Source organism: Flavobacterium sp. W21_SRS_FM3 (genome assembly GCF_052113625.1).
Lineage (GTDB): Bacteria > Bacteroidota > Bacteroidia > Flavobacteriales > Flavobacteriaceae > Flavobacterium.
Map to the genome: position 1 here is coordinate 468,916 of NZ_JBGQOD010000001.1, position 19,310 is coordinate 488,225.

Annotated in this window: 13 protein-coding genes; 7 read left to right on the top strand and 6 right to left on the bottom strand. The window is 35.8% G+C overall.

The features are described 5' to 3' along the window. Window positions 1-22: 22 nt before the first annotated feature. The 3 genes from kbl to ACEN2K_RS02140 all read left to right on the top strand — a co-directional run bounded on the left by kbl (window position 23) and on the right by ACEN2K_RS02140 (window position 5,609). Window positions 23-1,216, top strand: a complete 1,194-nt coding sequence (kbl, locus tag ACEN2K_RS02130) for a glycine C-acetyltransferase (protein WP_441757661.1) — start codon at window positions 23-25, stop codon at window positions 1,214-1,216. Between the two features lie 133 nt (window positions 1,217-1,349). Continuing rightward, window positions 1,350-2,783, top strand: a complete 1,434-nt coding sequence (locus tag ACEN2K_RS02135) for an OmpA family protein (protein ID WP_441757662.1) — start codon at window positions 1,350-1,352, stop codon at window positions 2,781-2,783. A gap of 63 nt (window positions 2,784-2,846) precedes the next feature. After that, window positions 2,847-5,609 (top strand): PD-(D/E)XK nuclease family protein, encoded by a 2,763-nt coding sequence (locus ACEN2K_RS02140; protein ID WP_441757663.1) that lies wholly within the window; start codon window positions 2,847-2,849, stop codon window positions 5,607-5,609. 54 nt (window positions 5,610-5,663) lie between these two features. On the opposite strand, the gene ACEN2K_RS02145 is transcribed toward ACEN2K_RS02140, so the two are convergent. The 5 genes from ACEN2K_RS02145 to aceB all read right to left on the bottom strand — a co-directional run bounded on the left by ACEN2K_RS02145 (window position 5,664) and on the right by aceB (window position 12,331). Further along, window positions 5,664-6,446: an alpha/beta fold hydrolase gene (locus tag ACEN2K_RS02145; RefSeq protein ID WP_441757664.1), complete on the bottom strand. Its 783-nt coding sequence runs from the start codon at window positions 6,444-6,446 to the stop codon at window positions 5,664-5,666. 318 nt (window positions 6,447-6,764) lie between these two features. Then, entirely contained in the window at window positions 6,765-7,565 is an 801-nt protein-coding gene (locus tag ACEN2K_RS02150) for a TIGR00266 family protein (RefSeq protein ID WP_441757665.1), read from the bottom strand. A 391-nt stretch (window positions 7,566-7,956) separates the two neighbouring features. Then, window positions 7,957-9,249 (bottom strand): aminopeptidase P family protein, encoded by a 1,293-nt coding sequence (locus tag ACEN2K_RS02155; protein WP_441757666.1) that lies wholly within the window; start codon window positions 9,247-9,249, stop codon window positions 7,957-7,959. A 157-nt stretch (window positions 9,250-9,406) separates the two neighbouring features. After that, complete coding sequence (gene aceA, locus ACEN2K_RS02160; protein ID WP_441757667.1) at window positions 9,407-10,690, bottom strand: isocitrate lyase; 1,284 nt, start codon at window positions 10,688-10,690, stop codon at window positions 9,407-9,409. 39 nt (window positions 10,691-10,729) lie between these two features. Further along, entirely contained in the window at window positions 10,730-12,331 is a 1,602-nt protein-coding gene (gene aceB, locus ACEN2K_RS02165; protein ID WP_441757668.1) for a malate synthase A, read from the bottom strand. Between the two features lie 119 nt (window positions 12,332-12,450). Here aceB and ACEN2K_RS02170 point away from each other — a divergent pair, with 119 nt between their 5' ends. Next, a complete protein-coding gene (locus ACEN2K_RS02170; RefSeq protein ID WP_441757669.1) occupies window positions 12,451-13,932 on the top strand; it encodes a helix-turn-helix domain-containing protein in 1,482 nt (493 codons plus the stop codon). A gap of 64 nt (window positions 13,933-13,996) precedes the next feature. Here ACEN2K_RS02170 and ACEN2K_RS02175 read toward each other — a convergent pair whose 3' ends face one another. Beyond that, window positions 13,997-15,358: a hydroxymethylglutaryl-CoA synthase family protein gene (locus ACEN2K_RS02175; RefSeq protein ID WP_441757670.1), complete on the bottom strand. Its 1,362-nt coding sequence runs from the start codon at window positions 15,356-15,358 to the stop codon at window positions 13,997-13,999. A 370-nt stretch (window positions 15,359-15,728) separates the two neighbouring features. Between ACEN2K_RS02175 and ACEN2K_RS02180 the strand changes: the two genes are divergently transcribed. The 3 genes from ACEN2K_RS02180 (at window position 15,729) to ACEN2K_RS02190 (ending at window position 19,246) form a co-directional block, all read left to right on the top strand. Continuing rightward, window positions 15,729-16,394, top strand: coding sequence for a succinate dehydrogenase cytochrome b subunit (locus tag ACEN2K_RS02180; RefSeq protein WP_441757671.1), 666 nt, complete (start codon window positions 15,729-15,731; stop codon window positions 16,392-16,394). 12 nt (window positions 16,395-16,406) lie between these two features. Then, window positions 16,407-18,407, top strand: a complete 2,001-nt coding sequence (locus ACEN2K_RS02185) for a fumarate reductase/succinate dehydrogenase flavoprotein subunit (RefSeq protein ID WP_441757672.1) — start codon at window positions 16,407-16,409, stop codon at window positions 18,405-18,407. Window positions 18,408-18,499: 92 nt separating this feature from the next. Continuing rightward, a complete protein-coding gene (locus ACEN2K_RS02190) occupies window positions 18,500-19,246 on the top strand; it encodes a succinate dehydrogenase/fumarate reductase iron-sulfur subunit (protein WP_441757673.1) in 747 nt (248 codons plus the stop codon). Window positions 19,247-19,310: the final 64 nt, after the last annotated feature.

Genomic DNA, 19,310 nt, shown 5'->3' on the forward strand with positions numbered 1-19,310 from the left:
TAAACAAAATACACCTAAAATTATGTACGGAAAAATAAAAGAACATCTGCAAAACGAATTGCAAACAATAGAAGATAACGGCATATTCAAAAAAGAAAGAATCATCACTTCGCCTCAAGATGCGGAGATTACGATTTCAACAGGAGAAACCGTTTTAAATTTTTGTGCCAATAACTATTTAGGATTGTCTTCACATCCAGAAGTGATTCAGGCGGCTAAAGATACTATGGATACACATGGTTTCGGAATGTCATCTGTGCGTTTTATTTGTGGTACGCAGGATATTCATAAAACTTTAGAAAGAAAAATTTCTGAATTCTACGGAACAGAAGATACAATTTTATATGCAGCAGCTTTTGATGCAAACGGAGGAGTTTTCGAACCACTGTTAGGAGAAGGAGATGCAATAATCTCAGATAGTTTGAACCATGCTTCTATTATTGACGGGGTGCGTTTGTGTAAAGCGTCCCGTTACCGTTATGAAAATAGCAACATGGAGGACTTAGAGCAACAACTGATTAAGGCAAATGAAGCTGGAAGTCGTTTTAAGATTATTGTTACTGATGGAGTTTTCTCAATGGATGGTATAGTAGCGCCTTTAGATAAAATTTGCGACCTAGCTGATAAATATGATGCGATGGTAATGGTAGATGAGTGTCATGCTGCAGGATTTATAGGAGCAACAGGAAAAGGTACGCTGGAAGCAAAAGGAGTAATGGGTAGAGTAGATATAATTACTGGAACATTAGGTAAAGCTTTAGGTGGTGCCATGGGAGGATATACTACAGCCAAGAAAGAAATAATTGAGTTGTTGCGTCAACGTTCAAGACCGTATTTGTTTTCAAACTCTTTAGCGCCTGCAATTGTAGGAGCTTCTATCAAGGTATTTGAATTGTTAGAAAAAGACACTACGCTAAGAGATCAGTTAGAGTGGAACACGAACTATTTCAAAGCAGGAATGAAAAAAGCTGGTTTTGATATAATAGATGGTGATTCGGCGATTGTTCCCGTGATGTTGTATGACGCCAAATTGTCTCAAACAATGGCAGACGAATTATTGAAAAAAGGAATCTATGTGATCGGGTTTTTCTTTCCAGTAGTTCCTAAAGATAAAGCTAGAATTCGTGTTCAATTATCAGCTGCACATACCAAGGAACATTTGGATAAAGCGATCTCAGCCTTTGTGGAAGTAGGTCAGGATCTGAAAGTTGTATAATTATAATCTAAAGTTACATAATTGCCATATTTTGTGATATTAATAGGTATTTTTTAACATTTCGCTTTGTAATTAATAATTATCGAGTTACTTTTGTCTGTAATTAACTAAATTGTAATTAAAAATAATAAGTATGAAACATCTTAACAAAATTTTAGTTGCTGCTATGATGGTGATGGGGTTAAGCTCTCACGCACAAGACAGTAACAACCCATGGGCGATCTCTTTTGGAGTTAATGCCGTAGACACTAAGACTAGTGCGGGTGGTGGTAATGGTTGGTTAGACCAACATTTTTCTCAACCTTTTGCAACGAAAGACAATTGGAATGTACTTCCTTCTGTATCTTACTTAAGCGTTTCGAAATACATCGGGGATAACTTCTCTTTTGGTATTCAAGGTTCGGTAAATAAAATTGATAAATATGTAAAATTTGATCCAACAGCTCCAGGACATGATTCTCGCGGTTATGTTGTTTCTAATCCAGGTGATTTAATGTATTACGGAGTTGATGCTAGTGTAAAATATAGCTTCATGAGTTTAATCAATTCTAAAGTAATTGATCCTTCGTTACACGTTGGTGGAGGTTATACTTTCTTTGGAGATAGTAGCTATGGAACCCTTAATCCAGGTGCTGGATTAACTTTCTGGTTTACTGAAAATGTAGGTTTAGCTCTTGAGACTTCTTACAAAAAATCTTTTGGAGATAGAGAAGATGCTTCTGGAACTCCAGATGCTCCATCTCACTTCCAACATACTGCTGGTCTTATCTTCAAATTTGGAGGAAAAGACACTGATGGAGACGGAATCTACGATAAAGATGATGCTTGTCCAGAAGTTGCTGGTTTAAAAGAATTCAATGGTTGTCCTGATACTGATGGAGACGGAATCCAAGATAGTGAAGATGCTTGTCCAGATGTATTTGGTTTAGCTGCTTTAAAAGGATGTCCTGATACTGATGGAGATGGTATTGCTGATAAAGATGATGCTTGTCCAGATGTTGCTGGTTTAGCTGCATTAAAAGGTTGTCCAGATGCTGACGGAGACGGAATTGCTGATAAAGATGACAAATGTCCTACAGTTGCAGGTCCTAAAGAAAACGCAGGTTGTCCTTGGCCAGATACTGATGGAGACGGTGTTCTTGATAAAGATGACAAATGTCCTACTGTAAAAGGAACTGTTGCTAACGCAGGTTGTCCTGAAGTTACTGCTGAAGTAATCAAACAATTGAATGAGTACGGAAAAACAATCTTATTTGATTCTGGAAAATCTTCTTTCAAAACTCAATCTTACTCAGTTTTACAATCAATCACTGATATCTTAAAAGAATACCCTAACTCAAACTTTATGATTGAAGGGCATACTGATAGCGATGGTAGTAATGCATTAAACCAAACTTTATCTGAAAACAGAGCTGCAGCGGTTAGAAACTACTTAATCGAAAAAGGTATCAATACTGACAGATTAAAATCTACTGGTTTTGGTGAAACTAAACCAATTGACACAAACAAAACTTCTAAAGGAAAAGCAAACAATAGAAGAGTTGAAGTTTCTTTAATTAAAGAATAATTTCATCTAAAATATTTTAAGAAACGCCTCGATTTATCGGGGCGTTTTTTTTATTTTTATAAAATGATACACTCTTCTTTTTTAGATAAAATTGCACATGTTTTAATTCAAGATTACGCTGATAAACTTTCAAATACAGTAGTGGTCTTACCCAATAAAAGAGCTAAGATATTTTTAATCGAAGCCTTAAAAAAACAAGTGAGTTCTAATATACTCTCACCGGAAATTATTAGTATAGAGGATTTTATTCAAGATATTGCTGCTGTCCGTACTGTTGATCCTATTGAACTACTATTTGAATTCTATGAAGTCTATTTATCTATTACAGATAAATCACAACAACAGTCTTTTGAATTGTTTGCTAATTGGGCTAAAATGCTTTTGCAGGATTTTAATGAAATAGATCGCTATTTATTAGATCCAACTCATGTCTTGTCTTACTTAAAAGACATCGAGGATATCAAAAAATGGGGAATTGAAGTAGAGAACAAAACCCAACTACTTGAGAACTACATCGACTTCTGGAAATTACTACCTCATTACTATCAGTCATTATACTCCCATTTATTAAAAAAAGGGATAGGCTATCAAGGATTAATTTACCGTCAAGCTGTTGAGAATTTAGTTCCTTTTTCGAAAACAATTGTTAACAAGCATTATGTTTTCGCTGGTTTTAATGCCTTAAATGCATCTGAAGAAAAAATCATACAACACCTTATTGCTCAAGATCAAGCTAAAATATACTGGGACGCCGATCAAACTTTTCTAAATGATCCTTATCATGATGCAGGACTTTTTTTAAGAAGATTCAAATCCAATTGGAAACATTATAAGTCCAATCCTTTTGAGTGGATTGTAGATGATTTTTCGCAAACCAAAAATATCCAAATTATTGGTACGCCTAAAACTATTGGTCAAGCAAAAATAACGGGGACTATAATTGAAAAAATTATCAAAGAAAATCCTTCGGCTTCACTTGATAAAGTGGCCGTTGTTCTTGGTGAGGAAAATGTGTTGGTACCTCTTTTATATTCATTACCATCAACCGTTGGTGCTTTGAATATTACCATGGGCTATTCAAGTAAGAACAATCCTGCTCAAATTTTGATAGCAAAACTATTCAAGATGCACACTAACGCCTTGTCTCGAAATGCAAAAAACTATGTGTTGTATTATAAAGATGCGCTGGATATTTTGACACACCCTTTAGTGGAACCGTATGCCAAAACATCAGGATTGGTTAACATCATCAATCAAAATAATTATACGTTTATTACTCATCAAAAGATGATGGAATTAAATCCAGAGCCAACGGATTTATTTTTACTATTATTCAAAAAATGGGAGCAAGGTTCGATCGCTGTTTTAGAAACGATTTCGACTTTATTGCTTACGATAAAGAATAATTTGAGTAATGATAATGAAGAAGAGAAAATCACAAAAGCCTTTGTATTCGCTATATTCAAAGTCATCAATAAACTGATAAATTACTATTCGCAACACGAACATATAGATAAAATAAACACCTTACATGCTATTTACAAACAAGTAATTGATTTAGCTGAGGTCTCGTTTGAAGGAGAGCCATTAAATGGTTTACAGATAATGGGCGTATTAGAAAGTAGGGTTTTGGATTTTGATACGGTAATTGTTACCTCTATGAACGAAGGTAAATTCCCAGCGGGTAAATCTCAAAATTCTTTTATTCCTTATGATGTGAAACGCGAACTGGGGTTACCAACATTCAAAGAAAAAGACGCCATTTACACTTATCACTTTTACCATTTATTGCAACGTGCAAAAAAAATCTACTTGCTATATAATACCGAAAGTGACGGACTAGACGCTGGTGAGAAAAGCCGTTTTATCACTCAATTAGAAGTTGAGAAACAACGCAATCATAATTTAACACACGAAATTTACAACGCAGTTTTGCCTGACACGGCTTACACTCCAATGGTAATTCAAAAGTCGGAGGCGGTGATGACTCGATTGAAAGAAATTGCTACCGTTGGTTTTTCGCCATCGGCATTGACGAGTTATATTCGGAATCCGATTCAGTTTTATTTTCAGAAGATTTTGCGCATTCGCGAAGTCGAAGAAGTCGAAGAAAATATCGCTTTGAATACGTTAGGAACTATCATTCATGAAACATTAAAAGTGTTGTATGAGCCATTCATTGGAAAATTTATAGCTGAACATGACATTCAAAACTGCTTTAACCAAATAGATGTTGAGGTGCTTAAACAATTCAAGGCGGTTTATAAAGAAGGGGAGATTAAAAAAGGGCGAAATCTACTCGCTTTTGAAGTAGCAAAAAGAAATGTTTCTAATTTCCTAAAAGTAGAATTAGAAAGTATTAAAGCGGGTGATGCGATTAAAATTATTGCACTGGAACAAACTTTTGAACGAAGTTTAGTGCATCCAAGCTTGCCTTTTCCTGTATTGATAAAAGGGAATGTGGATAGAATCGAAGAACGCAACGGAACCATACGTATTATCGATTATAAAACGGGTAAAGTCGAAAAGTCGAGTGTCACTTTGAAATCGTGGAAAGGACTTACCGAAGAAATCAAAAACGATAAAATCATTCAGGTTTTGGCTTACGCTTTTATGTATGAAAAACTAGCCGATGCAAAACCCATTGAAGCGGGAATCATTTCTTTTAAAAATTTAAAATCAGGGTTTTTACCATTTAATTTTAAAGAATACAAAGACAGTGAATATGGGATTAACGATGTTGTTATGTCAAATTATTTAGAACAAATTGTATTGCTTTTAAATGAAATTTTGGATAAAACAGTACCTTTTACTGAGAAAGTTTAATTTTTTTAACCACAAAGCTCGCAAAGTGATTTCGCAAGGAACGCAAGATTAGGATTAGATTCTCTTAAAATACTCTAATAAAACATTCGTCAATACTTCTTGATTTTCAATATGGGACATGTGACCATCAGGGAAAGTGACCAATGCTACATTGGTTTTTTCAATTTGAACTTTGGTTTCTTCATAATCTAAAACAGGGTCTTTCTCGCCTAGAATCAGCATTTTTGGATAAGGAGGAAGATGTAATAAAACTTCTCGGTCTTTGCGTATTTTCATGCCTTCTAGTGAAGCAACAATAGCCTGTAGCGGCGTTTTTAAAGCTTCTTTTTTTACTGTTTCAATTTCGTTAATTAAACGTTCACGATTGTTCTCACTGAATAAATTGGCTATTGCCATGCTTACAAAACCCTTATAACTCTGCTTTACCGCTTTAATGGCGCGATCTCTGTTTTCCTTTCGTTCGTCGCTATCCGCTTTAGCAGTGGAGTTCAATAAAACCAAACCTTTTACAGCTTCCGGGTACAGCTCGGCAAAAGCCAAAGCTACATATCCACCCATAGAATGACCTACAAAAACGGCTTTGCGAATGCGTAATGCTGCCAAGACTGTGTGAACTGCTTCGGCATTGTGTTCCATGCTGTGCACATAACCCCAACATTCTGTTTCCCCATGACCCAATAAATCAATAGTGATTACACGATTTTTCTTAGCAAAAGGCGCAATGTAATTGTCCCACATCTTTTGGTTTTCTAGAAAACCATGAAGTAAGACTATTGCAGTTCCTTTTCCGGTATCTGAGTAGGAAATGCTAGTATTTTTGTATTGAATATTTTTCAAAGCGAGTGTTTATAGTGCAAAAGTAGGATTATTTATTTTTTTAGGAGCACCGCCACTGTGCATATTTCATGATTCCTCCCGCTTTTCGCTATATCTTTTATCTCTCCCGATAGCTATCGGGAAAGATAAAAGGATGCCGCTACAATCGGGGCTATACTACGCGTTAATCGAACTCTTATCAACTTCCATTAAAATAAAAAACGGCCTCCATTTCTGAAAGCCGGTCTATAATTTCCTGCAAGGTTTTTTTAACCTTGTAAGTATGTTGTTTAGAAAGAAATCCTACAAGGTTCTGAAACATTGCAGAATGATTTTGGATTAAAAACGATTATCTCCGTCTAGTAAATTTCCTAATCCGCCTAGAATGCTTCCTTCGCCACGGCTATCTCCACCAGCTTTGGGTGCTGATGCAATGATTCGGTCTGCCAATCTACTGAAAGGTAATGATTGTACGTAAACCGTACCAGGACCGCGTAATGTAGCATAGAACAAACCTTCGCCTCCAAAAATAGAATTCTTGATGCCGCCAATGAATTCTATGTCGTAATCTACATCTTTGGTAAATCCTACAATACAACCAGTATCTACTTTTAATACTTCGCCTGTTTTTAGTTCTTTTTTTGCTAAAGTTCCTCCTGAATGTACAAATGCCATTCCGTCTCCTTCAATTTTTTGCATGATGAAACCTTCGCCACCAAAAAGACCACGGCCTATTTTTTTTGAAAATTCAATACCAACAGCAACGCCTTTGGCAGCGCATAAAAAAGAACTTTTTTGGCAGATGAATTTTCCTTGGAATTCGGTTAAATCAATTGGAAGAATTTTTCCAGGATAGGGAGAAGCAAAAGATACTTTTCCTTTACCATGATGCTGGTTGATAAAAGCGGTCATGAACATGCTCTCACCTGTTAGGACTCTTTTTCCGGCACTTAGTAGTTTATCAAAAATCCCTGACTGTTGCTTTGATCCATCGCCAAAAATGGTTTGCATCTGGATGTTATTGTCCATCATCATGAAACTGCCTGCCTCGGCAATGACAATTTCCTGTGGATCTAATTCGATTTCTACATACTGCATTTCTTCGCCGAAAATCTCGTAATCTATTTCGTGTGCTGTCATAATTTTGATTGTATTTGATTTTTAAAAGATGATTTTATTTGTTGTTAATCCATTATCAATAGGAATTCGCTCTTTTTAAATAATGCTTTATCGTTCATTAAGTATATGACGTAAGTTGTCTTTTAAAGTTACAGGTTGTGATGATTTTAGGAATGTTATTTTGGAAGCATTAACGTTCTTTACTCGCGCAAGGGATGGCAGCGGCTAGCCCACAGTCCCGTTTTTCAGGGACGAGGACTAAAAGCGTACAGCCCGACCCTGCCAGAGTTTACGGAGGCGGGATGCGCCCAAAGAAAAAATTTAATTGTTTAAATGTTATTCATTTTGAATTATGGGCATAAAAAAAACAGCCTAGAATATTCTAGACTGTTCACTTTAAACCTTAAACTTTTTACGCGTTCATCAAACTTTCTATTTCGTCCACTTCAATAGGAATGTTGCGCATCAAGTTAAACGGCTCACCATTTTCTTGAATTACCACATCGTCTTCAAGACGGATTCCAAATCCTTCGGCTGGGATGTAGATTCCAGGCTCTACCGTGAAAACCATATTGGCTTGCATAGGTTCAGTTAGGATTCCGTAATCATGGGTGTCCAGTCCCATATGATGCGACGTTCCGTGCATAAAGTATTTCTTATAAGCAGGCCATTCTGGATTTTCGTTTTGGACATCTGCTTTATCGATTAATCCAAGACCTAATAACTCTGAAGTCATTAACTTACCAACTTCAATATGATACTGTTTCCATAAAGTTCCTGGAACAAGCATTTTAGTCGCTTCTTTTTTAACATTCAAAACAGCATTATAAACGGCTTTTTGTCTATCAGAAAATTTTCCTGAAACCGGAATCGTACGTGTCATATCACTAGAATAGTTAGCATATTCAGCACCTACATCAAGCAAAATTAAATCGCCAGCGTTGCATTGCTGATTGTTCTCGATATAGTGCAGAACGTTTGCGTTGTTACCAGATGCAATGATTGGAGTGTAAGCAAAGCCTTTAGAGCGATTGCGAACAAACTCATGAATGAATTCGGCCTCGATTTCGTACTCCGTTACATTTGGTTTTACAAAAGAAAGGATTCTTCTAAACCCTTTTTCGGTAATGTCACATGCTTTTTGGATCAAATCAATTTCTTCACTTTCTTTTACGGAACGAATGCGTTGTAGAATAGGATTGCTTTTAGCAACGGCGTGTGCAGGATACTTTTCTTTCCATTTTTTTATAAAGCGAGCTTCGCGAGTTTCAGTTTCAACAGCTGCACGGTAATGCTCATTAGTATTGATGTACATGGTATCCGCATACGTCATCATCTCGTTTAAAACCTTGTCAAATTCTTGTAACCAGTACACAGTTTTTATTCCAGAAACTGAAAGTGCACGTTCTTTAGTTAGTTTTTCTCCTTCCCAAACAGCAATATGGTCGTTAGTTTCTTTTAAGAATAAAATTTCTCTCTGGTTTTCATAAGGAGCATCTGGAAAAAGTAAAAGAATACTTTCTTCTTGATCCACACCAGACAGATAAAAAATATCACGGTGTTGTGCAAACGGCATGGTACTATCGGCACTTATAGGATAAATATCATTGGAGTTAAAAACGGCAACACTTTTAGGCTTCATTTGAGCCATGAATTTGGCGCGATTCTTTATAAATAAGTCACGGTCAATTTGATGGTATTTCATAACGATTTTTGTTTTTACTTTTAATTACTCAAAAATACTAAGATTAAATTGTTTCCCGTTATGAATTCAACAATTTATATTAATACACTAAAAATGCATTGGCTTAAAAAGAGTCATTTTAAACCAATGCATTTTGCAAGTGAGTTAGTATAGTGTTTTATTTGAACTGAGCCGTTTCAGTTGAATCTTTCATTGCTGTTGTTGACGATCTTCCAGTTGTTACAGTGTTTTGTACGGCATCAAAATAGGTTGTCCCTACAAATCCTTGGTGTTTAACCGCTTTGAAACCGTGTTTTTGCAAAGCAAATTCACGCTCTTGTAATTCAGAATATCCTGCCATTCCTCTTTCTTTATAAGCTTTTGACAATTCAAACATACTGGTGTTTAAAGCGTGGAATCCTGCTAAAGTGATGAACTGAAATTTGTATCCCATAGCGGCTAGGTCTTCTCTAAAAGTTTCCATCTCTGCTACAGATAGTTTTGCAGCCCAGTTGAAGGACGGCGAACAGTTGTACGCTAACATTTTCCCAGGGAATTCTTTGTGAATAGCATCGGCAAATTGTTTAGCGAAAGCCAAATCAGGATTGCTTGTTTCCATCCAAATCAAATCAGCATAGGGAGCGTAGCTCAATCCTCTGTCAATTCCTTGTTCAATTCCACAATTAACGTGGAAGAATCCTTCGGAAGTTTTTTCGCCAGTGATGAATTTAGCATCTCTAGGGTCGATATCGCTAGTTAATAAATTTGCTGCATCAGCATCTGTACGTGCTACAATTAATGTGGGTGTTCCCATCACATCTGTTGCTAAACGTGCGGCAACCAACTTGTTAATTGCTTCTTGAGTGGGTACTAATACTTTACCGCCTAAGTGGCCACATTTTTTAGCAGAACTTAATTGGTCTTCAAAGTGTACACCAGCTGCACCAGATTCGATCATAGATTTCATTAATTCGAATGCGTTAAGGTTTCCACCAAAACCAGCCTCGGCATCGGCAACAATAGGAACTAGATAGTCTTTTTTGTGAGTTTCTCCGTTTACAACTTGTATTTGATCAGCACGTAAAAGAGCGTTGTTGATACGTTTTACTACTAGCGGAACGCTATTAGCGGGATATAATGATTGGTCAGGATACATTTCGCCAGCAACATTTGCATCAGCTGCCACTTGCCATCCACTTAAATAAATGGCTTCTAGTCCGGCTTCCACTTCTTGAATAGCTTGGTTTCCAGTCAAGGCACCTAATCCAGCAACAAAATCTTGAGTATTTAGTTTTTTCCATAATTTTTCAGCGCCCATTCTGGCGATACTATGTTCGATTTTGTAAGAACCTTGCAAGTTAATTACTTCTTCGGCTGTATAGGGACGTTCAATTCCTTTCCATCTTGGGTTAGTGATCCAGTCAGTAACTAATTCTTGAATTCTTTCTTCTCTAGTTTTCATAATTTCTTTTTTTTTGGTTGTAATATTTTTTTGGTTTTTTTAAAGGTATTTGTAGCCTGGAATAGTCAGGAAGTCAATAAAATTTGGATTGACAACCAGTACGTCTAATAATTGCTCGGCTAGCTTGTATTCTCCGTTTTCGTGGCTTTCTTCTCCTACTAATTTTTTAATTTTTTCAAATTCTTCCATGGCTAAACGATGGTAATAATTGTTTGTCAGTTTTTTATTATTGGTCAAAGTGACTCCGTTTTGCAACCACTGCCATAATTGTGATCGTGAGATCTCTGCTGTTGCTGCATCTTCCATCAAATGATGAATGGCTGCGGCACCTTGACCATGAAGCCAAGAAGCGATGTATAGAATAGAAACATTAATGTTTTTTCGAACGCCTTCTTCGGTTATGGTGCCTTCTGGAACTTCGAGTAAATCAGTTTCTGTAATTTGTAAATCGGCTCTTTTTATATGAATTTGATTCTTTGTTGGCATTTCTCTATCGAATACTTTCATGGCAAGAGGAATCAAGTCTGGATGGGCGACCCAGGTACCGTCATGTCCGTTTCTAACCTCACGCTCTTTATCAGCAATCACTTTGTTGAAAGCAGTTGTGTTTGCTTCTGGATTGTTTTTTATCGGAATTTGAGCTGCCATGCCGCCAATTGCGTGAATATTTCTTTTGTGGCAACGCTGAATTACCAGTTGAGAATACGTACTCATAAAAGGTGATGTCATGGTAACTTGATCTCTGTTTGGCACAATAAAAGCGGGGTTGTTTCTTAATTTTTTGATGTACGAAAAAATATAGTCCCAACGGCCACAGTTCAATCCTACTATATGTTCTTTTAATTCGAATATGATTTCGTCAAGCTGAAAACTAGCCGTAATTGTTTCTATTAAAACGGTTACTTTTATCGTTCCTCTTTGCATTCCTAAGTAATCCTCAGTAAAGTCAATTACTTCGTTCCACCATCGTGCTTCTAGATAGTGCTCTAGTTTTGGAATATAATAATAAGGAGCTGACCCATTTTTTAGTAATTGTTTAAAATTGTGAAAAGCATACAGTCCAAAGTCAACTAATGAACCTGATGTTTCTTGATCCTCAATTAAAATATGTTTTTCTTGTAAATGCAAACCTCTTGGACGGACAAGTAAAACAGCAGTCGTATCATTTAGTTTGTATTTTTTATTTTTTGCAACATCTTCTAGAACGATGGTTTTGTTTACAGCGTCTATTAAATTTTGTTGTCCTTGCATTAGATTGCTCCAAGTAGGCGAGGTGCTGTCTTCAAAATCAGCCATAAAAGTTTTTGCACCACTATTTAAAGCATTAATGACCATTTTCCTATCAACAGGACCAGTAATTTCGACTCTACGGTCTAATAAATCATCTGGAGTGGGAGCGGCGTGCCATTCGTTGTCTCGTATGTTTTTTGTCTCCGGCGGGAAAGTGGGCAATGCACCTGCGTCAAATAACAGTTGTTGCTTTTTACGATCTTCTAATAATGCAATTCGTCGATTGTTGAAACGGTGATGCAGATTTGTAAGATATTCCATTGCGTCTTCGGTAAGAACTTCAGGAAAAAGCTGTCCTTTAGTAGCTTTAATTCGAAGCTGTTTTTCAATTGTGTTGGTTGTTTGTTTCATGGTTAATGTGTTTTACATGACAATGTTACAAAAAGTTTTTTATAAAACAAGCGAACGTACGCTAAAATGTAAAAAAACTTTTTTTGCGGTTGTTTTTTTATTTAGCGTATATTTGAAATATGAATATGGAAAAAGAGTACATTAAATTAATTTTTGGTCTGAAGCTCAAGCAGGCACGAACCAATAAGAATTTATCCTTATTTGGCTTAGCCAAAATCACGGAATTGTCAAAATCGTATTTAAACGAAATTGAGAAAGGAAAAAAATATCCTAAGACCGATAAGATTATTCTATTAGCCGAGAAGCTAGAGGTTTCTTATGATCATATGGTGTCTTTGAAATTGGATAATAATTTGGCTCCAATTGGTGAAATTTTGAAATCGGGAATTTTAAAGGAGATTCCGCTTGATATTTTTGGAATCCAGGAAAATGATTTAATTGACATTATTGCTAATGCTCCTGCTAAAGTCAATGCGTTTATCAGTACGATTATTGAAATTGCGCAACATTATAATTTAAGCCGTGAAAGTTTTTTCTTGGCGGCACTGCGTTCCTATCAAGAAGCACATAATAATTACTTTGAAGATTTAGAACAAAAAGTTTTGGATTTTTCCAAAGCGTTTCATGTCAATATCAATAACAAAATTTCGTTAGAAGAGCTAACGGCAATTCTGAAAGAAGAATATGGCTATACGATTGAAGAACTGGTTTTCTCAGAACAAGAGGAACTGGGTGATTTGCGCTCCATTTATGTACCCAACAGCAAAACCTTATTGCTGTCATTAGAAATTGATGAGCAACAAAAAGCGTTTATTTTAGCGAAAGAAATTGCGTATAATTATCTGGATATTAAAGATCGGTTGTATACTTTCAGCTGGATAAAATTTGATAATTTTGATCAGGTTTTAAATAATTTTTACGCCTCCTATTTTGCCGGGGCATTATTGATTCCAAGGAAAAAGTTAATAGGAGAGCTAAATATTTTTCTTTCCAAAAGCAATCCTACAGCACAAGAAATGATAGATTTAATGGGTCAATTCAATGTTTCGCCAGAATCTTTCTATCAACGATTAACCAATATCTTACCGAAGGATTTTCAATTGAAAAATTTATTTTTCCTGCGGTTGTCTCATAAAATTGGAGCGGATACCTATCAGATTAAAAAGGAATTGCATATCACTAATCAGCAAGAACCACACGCTAATGAAATGAATGAACATTATTGCCGTAGATGGATTTCTATAAAAACTATTGAAGCTGCACTTGCTGAAAACAAGAGTCATTATTTTGGAGCTCAAATATCTCGTTATGATAACAGTAATAATGAGTATTTAGTTTTTTCGTCTGCTACTGAAGATCCATTTAAAAAAGATTGTTTAAGAAGTATTTCAGTGGGAATTTTGATAAGTCCTGCAATGAAAAAGAAATTTAAGTTTATTGCTAATGAAACAATTAGAAAAGAGCTAGTGGGTGTAACTTGTGAGACCTGTGCGGTTCCTAACTGCGAAGTGCGTGCATCTCCACCCATTCACTTAGAACAGAAAAAGCGAAATGAGAACACCGACTTGATTGTACAGCAGTATATGGCTAAGTATAGTTAAACAAGAATTTTCAATATATAAAACCTCAATTGTTAACTCGTTACAATTGAGGTTTTCTGTTTTGTTAATCTACCCATTTATAATAACGAGCGCCCATAAGATTAGGGATTTCATTTTCTATTCGATCTAAAATCCATTCTTTCGAGGGTTTTAAAACGGAAGTTTGTTGTTCTTTTTTATGTAGCTTCTCATAAGTATCAAAATCGATTTCGACACTGTTTTCTAAAATTTCAAATAACTTGCAATTTGAAATAGCAACTTTCCATTCTGGTTGAATTGTACCTTCAAAAACTTTTGACTTAGAGCCACTTCCGTAAGCTAGAAATCCAAATTTTGCAGCAGTTATTTCTTTACTAGTATCATAAAAATGAGCTAAAGTTGATAATAGCCCCATAAAGATAGAGCCTGTGTATAAATTCCCAATCAAAGAAGAAGCTAGTTCAGCAGGCATTAATTTTTGATTTACAAAAGTCTTATATGCCTCGGATTTGCTGGTTTCTTTTAATTTGTTCTGGTATGCTTGTGTATCTTCATTTCCGTTAATGATTTTGTTTTCTGCATCCAGAGCATAGATTTCTGACAACATTCGGCGTCCTTGAAAAGCATAAGGCAAATGCATGATAATGCTTTTCCATGAATTGTACACAGTGTCTTCGGTTTGCTTTAGTTTTTTGAAGGTGAAATAAGCATTACGCGTACGGTCCATATAACATTGATTTGAATATTGTCCGTCAAAAACAGGCTGCTCTTTGTGTATTTCTATTTCGTTTTCTAGATTGTCAAACCAAGGTTCGTTTGTCCTGTTTCCAGTAATTACTTCTTTTAAAACGGTTCTATAGGGTTTAAAAAAGTCAAAAACACCTTTTGTACTTGTTGCCCAGTGATCCTCAAAAGAGATGATTTTAGGGTTTGAGGTTATTAGCATGGCAATTGCACCCGCTCCTTGAGTGTATTCTCCAGTTGAGTTTAAATCATATTTGGCTAAATCAGTGGTAACAACAATGGCTTTTTTGGTTGGATTTAACTTTATATAATCAATACAATTTTGCATCGCGTCTACGCCGCCAATACAGGCAAACGTAAAATCGACTACGTCACATTCAGACAGTGTGTTTTCTCCAAATTTTTGTTCCATCAAAGCAATCAAGAATGAACTGATGGGTTTAGAGTTGTCAATACTGCTTTCAGTACCTACGTAGATCCTGTCAACCTCACTTAATTTGATAGCGTTATCTTGAATTAATTTGGTCAGTGCATTGGCACCAAAAACTACAGTGTCTTGGTGTTTATCAGCCAAAGTCATTTTTACTAGTCCGAGACCTTTTTCTAGTTTTTCGGGTTCAATGTTTCTGGCTTTCGCCAATGTGTTAATGGGTAAATGTATTTTGGCAACATCAAAAGAGAGGGCGTCTATTCCTACGTTCATTTTTTTATTTTTTAACTGGTAAAGATAAATTGTGCCATTGTAAGTGCAAAGATTTCAACCGGTAAATAGTTTGTTAGCTACCGCTTTTATTGATTTTCTAGTAAAACAAACTTTAAATTTTCTAATCTCTAAATTTGTAGGCGATATTTATTAATACCACATCAAATGAGAGATCAGTGATTTTTCTTTTTTTGCCGTTTTGTTTAACTAACTTTAAGTAGGTTAACGCTTTAAATATTGGATTTTAAAGGATTGTTATTTTTTTGGCTAGAACACTTTAAAATCATTATAAATAAGGGCGAAAAGGTTGTAGTTCAACTCTATTTGCTTTATTTTTGTCATATTTTTTAAAACAAATTATTCAAATCTTATGGCAAAATCTGCATTATTGAAGTCGTCAATAGCTAAAAAAGTTGCTATGGCGCTTTCAGGACTTTTTCTGATGTTGTTTCTAGCACAGCACTTTTTCATTAATATGACTTCGGTGTTTAGTTCCGACGTATTTAATTCCATTTCTCATTTCATGGGAAATAATCCCTTAGTACAATTTGTGATTCAGCCTATCTTAATAGTAGGAGTGATTTTTCACTTTATCATGGGTTTTGTTTTAGAAATTCAAAATAGAAGCGCAAGACCTATTGCTTATGCAAAAAATAATGGTGCTGCAAATTCTTCTTGGGCTTCAAGAAATATGATTTATTCTGGGTTGGTAATCTTGGCTTTCTTAGCATTACACTTTTACGATTTTTGGTTTCCTGAAATGGTATACAAGTATGTAGCAGTTAATCCATTAGACGAGACTAGATATTTTCATGAATTAGCAGAAAAGTTTGAAAGTCCAGTACGTACCGCTTTGTACTGTATTTCATTTGTATTGTTAGCATTACACTTGAAACATGGATTTAGTTCTTCTTTTCAATCAGTTGGTTTCAATAATAAATATTCAAGAGGATTGAGAAACTTCGGTTTAGGATTTGCTTTCATCGTTCCTTTCGGATTTATTTTTATTGCTTTATTTCATCATTTCAATCATTAATATTAAATTATAATGGCATTAGACTCAAAAATTCCAAATGGTCCAATTTCGGATAAATGGACAGATTATAAAGATCATATTAATTTAGTAAATCCTGCTAACAAACGTAATTTAGATGTTATCGTTGTTGGAACAGGATTAGCTGGAGGTTCTGCTGCTGCAACTTTAGCAGAATTAGGATATAACGTAAAAGCTTTTTGCTTTCAAGATTCACCTCGTCGTGCGCACTCAATCGCTGCACAAGGAGGTATCAACGCTGCAAAAAATTATCAAGGAGATGGAGATTCTGTTTTTAGATTATTTTACGACACTGTAAAAGGGGGTGATTACCGCGCTCGTGAAGCTAACGTACACCGTCTTGCAGAAGTTTCAACAAATATTATTGACCAATGTGTTGCTCAAGGGGTACCATTGGCACGTGAATATGGAGGTTTATTAGATAACCGTTCTTTTGGTGGTGCATTAGTATCGAGAACGTTTTATGCTAGAGGGCAAACAGGACAACAATTGTTACTAGGTGCTTACTCTGCAATGAACCGTCAAATAGGTCGCGGAAAAATAAAAATGCACAACCGTCACGAAATGTTAGACATAGTAATCGTAAACGGAAAAGCTAGAGGGATTATTGCTCGTAACTTGATTACAGGTGAAATCGAAAGACATTCTGCTCACGCAGTAGTTATTGCTTCTGGTGGATACGGAAACGTTTTCTTCTTGTCAACAAATGCAATGGGATCTAATGCTACTGCAGCATGGAAAATCCATAAAAAAGGAGCTTATTTTGCAAATCCTTGTTACACACAAATTCATCCTACATGTATTCCTGTTTCTGGAGACCACCAATCAAAGTTAACTTTGATGTCAGAGTCTTTACGTAATGATGGACGTATCTGGGTTCCTGCAAAACTAGAAGATGCAAAAGCAATTCGTGAAGGAAAGAAAAAAGCAATAGACTTATCAGAGGCTGAAAGAGATTATTACTTAGAAAGAAGATATCCTGCTTTTGGTAACCTAGTTCCTAGAGATGTGGCTTCTCGTGCTGCTAAAGAAAGATGTGACGCTGGTTATGGAGTAAATAAAACAGGTGAAGCTGTTTATTTAGATTTTGCTGCAGCAATACAACGTTACGGAAAAGAGCAAGCATTCTTAAAAGGTGTAGATGCAAACGATAAGGAAGCAGTTACTAAATTAGGAACTGAAGTTGTAAAAAATAAATACGGGAACTTGTTCCAGATGTATTATAAAATTGTAGATGAGGATCCATATACTTCACCTATGATGATTTACCCAGCGGTTCACTACACAATGGGTGGAACATGGGTTGATTATAACTTAATGACTACAATTCCTGGATGTTTCTCAATTGGAGAATCAAACTTCTCTGATCACGGTGCAAATAGATTGGGAGCTTCTGCCTTAATGCAAGGTTTAGCTGATGGTTATTTTGTATTGCCATACACAATTGGAGATTACTTATCACCAGATATTAAAATGGGACCTATCTCAACTGATTCTCCAGAATTTGAAGCTGCAGAAAAAGGAGTGAAAGACCAAATCGATAGATTCATGAACAATAACGGAACACATTCTGTTGACTATTTCCATAGGAAATTAGGAAAAATTATGTGGGATAAAGTTGGAATGGCTCGTAATGCTCAAGGATTAACTGAAGCAATCAATGAAATCGCTGCTTTACGTGAAGAGTTTTATAAAGATGTAAAAATCCCTGGAACAGATAAAGGATTCAATCAAGAACTAGAGAAAGCAACTCGTGTAGCTGACTTCTTAGAACTAGGTGAATTGTTTGCTAAAGATGCTTTACACCGTAACGAATCTTGTGGAGGTCACTTTAGAGAGGAGTATCAAACTGAAGATGGTGAAGCAAAACGTGATGATGAAAACTTTGCTTATGTTGCTGCTTGGGAGTACAAAGGAAAACCTAGTGACGCTGTTTTACACAAAGAAGAGTTGGTATTTGATGCCGTTAAACTAGTTCAAAGAAATTACAAATAGCAATTAGTCAAAAGGCAAAAGTCTTCAAGTCAAAGGGCACTGAGTCCAGAGACTTTCAACTTTCAACTTTATGACTTTCAAACTAAAAAAGTATGAAACTTACATTAAAAATATGGCGTCAAAAAAACGCCCAAGATAAAGGAGCAATGGTTGATTATCAAATCGACGGAATTGAGCCAGACATGTCTTTCCTTGAAATGCTTGACGTTTTCAATGAAGATTTAATGAGCAAAGGTGGTGAACCAGTTGCTTTTGACCACGATTGTCGCGAAGGAATTTGCGGAATGTGTTCTTTATTTATTAACGGTGAAGCACACGGACCTGATAGAGGTGTAACGACTTGTCAATTACACATGCGTATGTTCAAGGATGGTGATACGATTACAATCGAGCCTTTCCGTGCAGCAGCTTTCCCGGTAGTAAAAGATTTAGTTGTAAACCGTAGCGCTTTTGACAGAATTCAACATGCAGGAGGATTTATATCTGTAAACACTTCTGGGAATACTATAGACGCAAATACAATTCCTATTAACAAGAAAGATGCTGACGAAGCATTTGATGCTGCAACTTGTATTGGTTGTGGTGCTTGTGTAGCAAGTTGTAAAAACTCATCAGCAATGTTATTCGTTGCGGCTAAAGTTTCTCAATATGCATTATTACCTCAAGGTAGAATCGAAGCGACTGACCGTGTATTGAATATGGTACACCAAATGGATGCTGAAGGTTTTGGTAACTGTAGTAATACAGGAGCATGTGAAGTAGAATGTCCTAAAGGAATTTCTTTAGAAAACATCGCTCGTATGAATAGAGAATATTTAGCAGCAAGCGCAAAAGGATAATTAATTCTAAGGCCAAATGTCTTAAAATGTAAAACTTTAAGATAGTAATATAAAAAACGTATTC

Excerpts from the sequence above, each read along its gene's own strand:
- ACEN2K_RS02140 (WP_441757663.1), top strand. The coding sequence starts at position 2,847 with ATGATACACTCTTCTTTTTTAGATAAAATTGCACATGTTTTAATTCAA.
- ACEN2K_RS02180 (WP_441757671.1), top strand. The coding sequence starts at position 15,729 with ATGGCAAAATCTGCATTATTGAAGTCGTCAATAGCTAAAAAAGTTGCT.
- aceB (WP_441757668.1), bottom strand. The coding sequence starts at position 12,331 with ATGAAACAAACAACCAACACAATTGAAAAACAGCTTCGAATTAAAGCT.
- ACEN2K_RS02185 (WP_441757672.1), top strand. The coding sequence starts at position 16,407 with ATGGCATTAGACTCAAAAATTCCAAATGGTCCAATTTCGGATAAATGG.
- ACEN2K_RS02150 (WP_441757665.1), bottom strand. The coding sequence starts at position 7,565 with ATGACAGCACACGAAATAGATTACGAGATTTTCGGCGAAGAAATGCAG.
- ACEN2K_RS02170 (WP_441757669.1), top strand. The coding sequence starts at position 12,451 with ATGAATATGGAAAAAGAGTACATTAAATTAATTTTTGGTCTGAAGCTC.
- ACEN2K_RS02175 (WP_441757670.1), bottom strand. The coding sequence starts at position 15,358 with ATGAACGTAGGAATAGACGCCCTCTCTTTTGATGTTGCCAAAATACAT.
- kbl (WP_441757661.1), top strand. The coding sequence starts at position 23 with ATGTACGGAAAAATAAAAGAACATCTGCAAAACGAATTGCAAACAATA.
- ACEN2K_RS02155 (WP_441757666.1), bottom strand. The coding sequence starts at position 9,249 with ATGAAATACCATCAAATTGACCGTGACTTATTTATAAAGAATCGCGCC.
- aceA (WP_441757667.1), bottom strand. The coding sequence starts at position 10,690 with ATGAAAACTAGAGAAGAAAGAATTCAAGAATTAGTTACTGACTGGATC.
- ACEN2K_RS02135 (WP_441757662.1), top strand. The coding sequence starts at position 1,350 with ATGAAACATCTTAACAAAATTTTAGTTGCTGCTATGATGGTGATGGGG.
- ACEN2K_RS02190 (WP_441757673.1), top strand. The coding sequence starts at position 18,500 with ATGAAACTTACATTAAAAATATGGCGTCAAAAAAACGCCCAAGATAAA.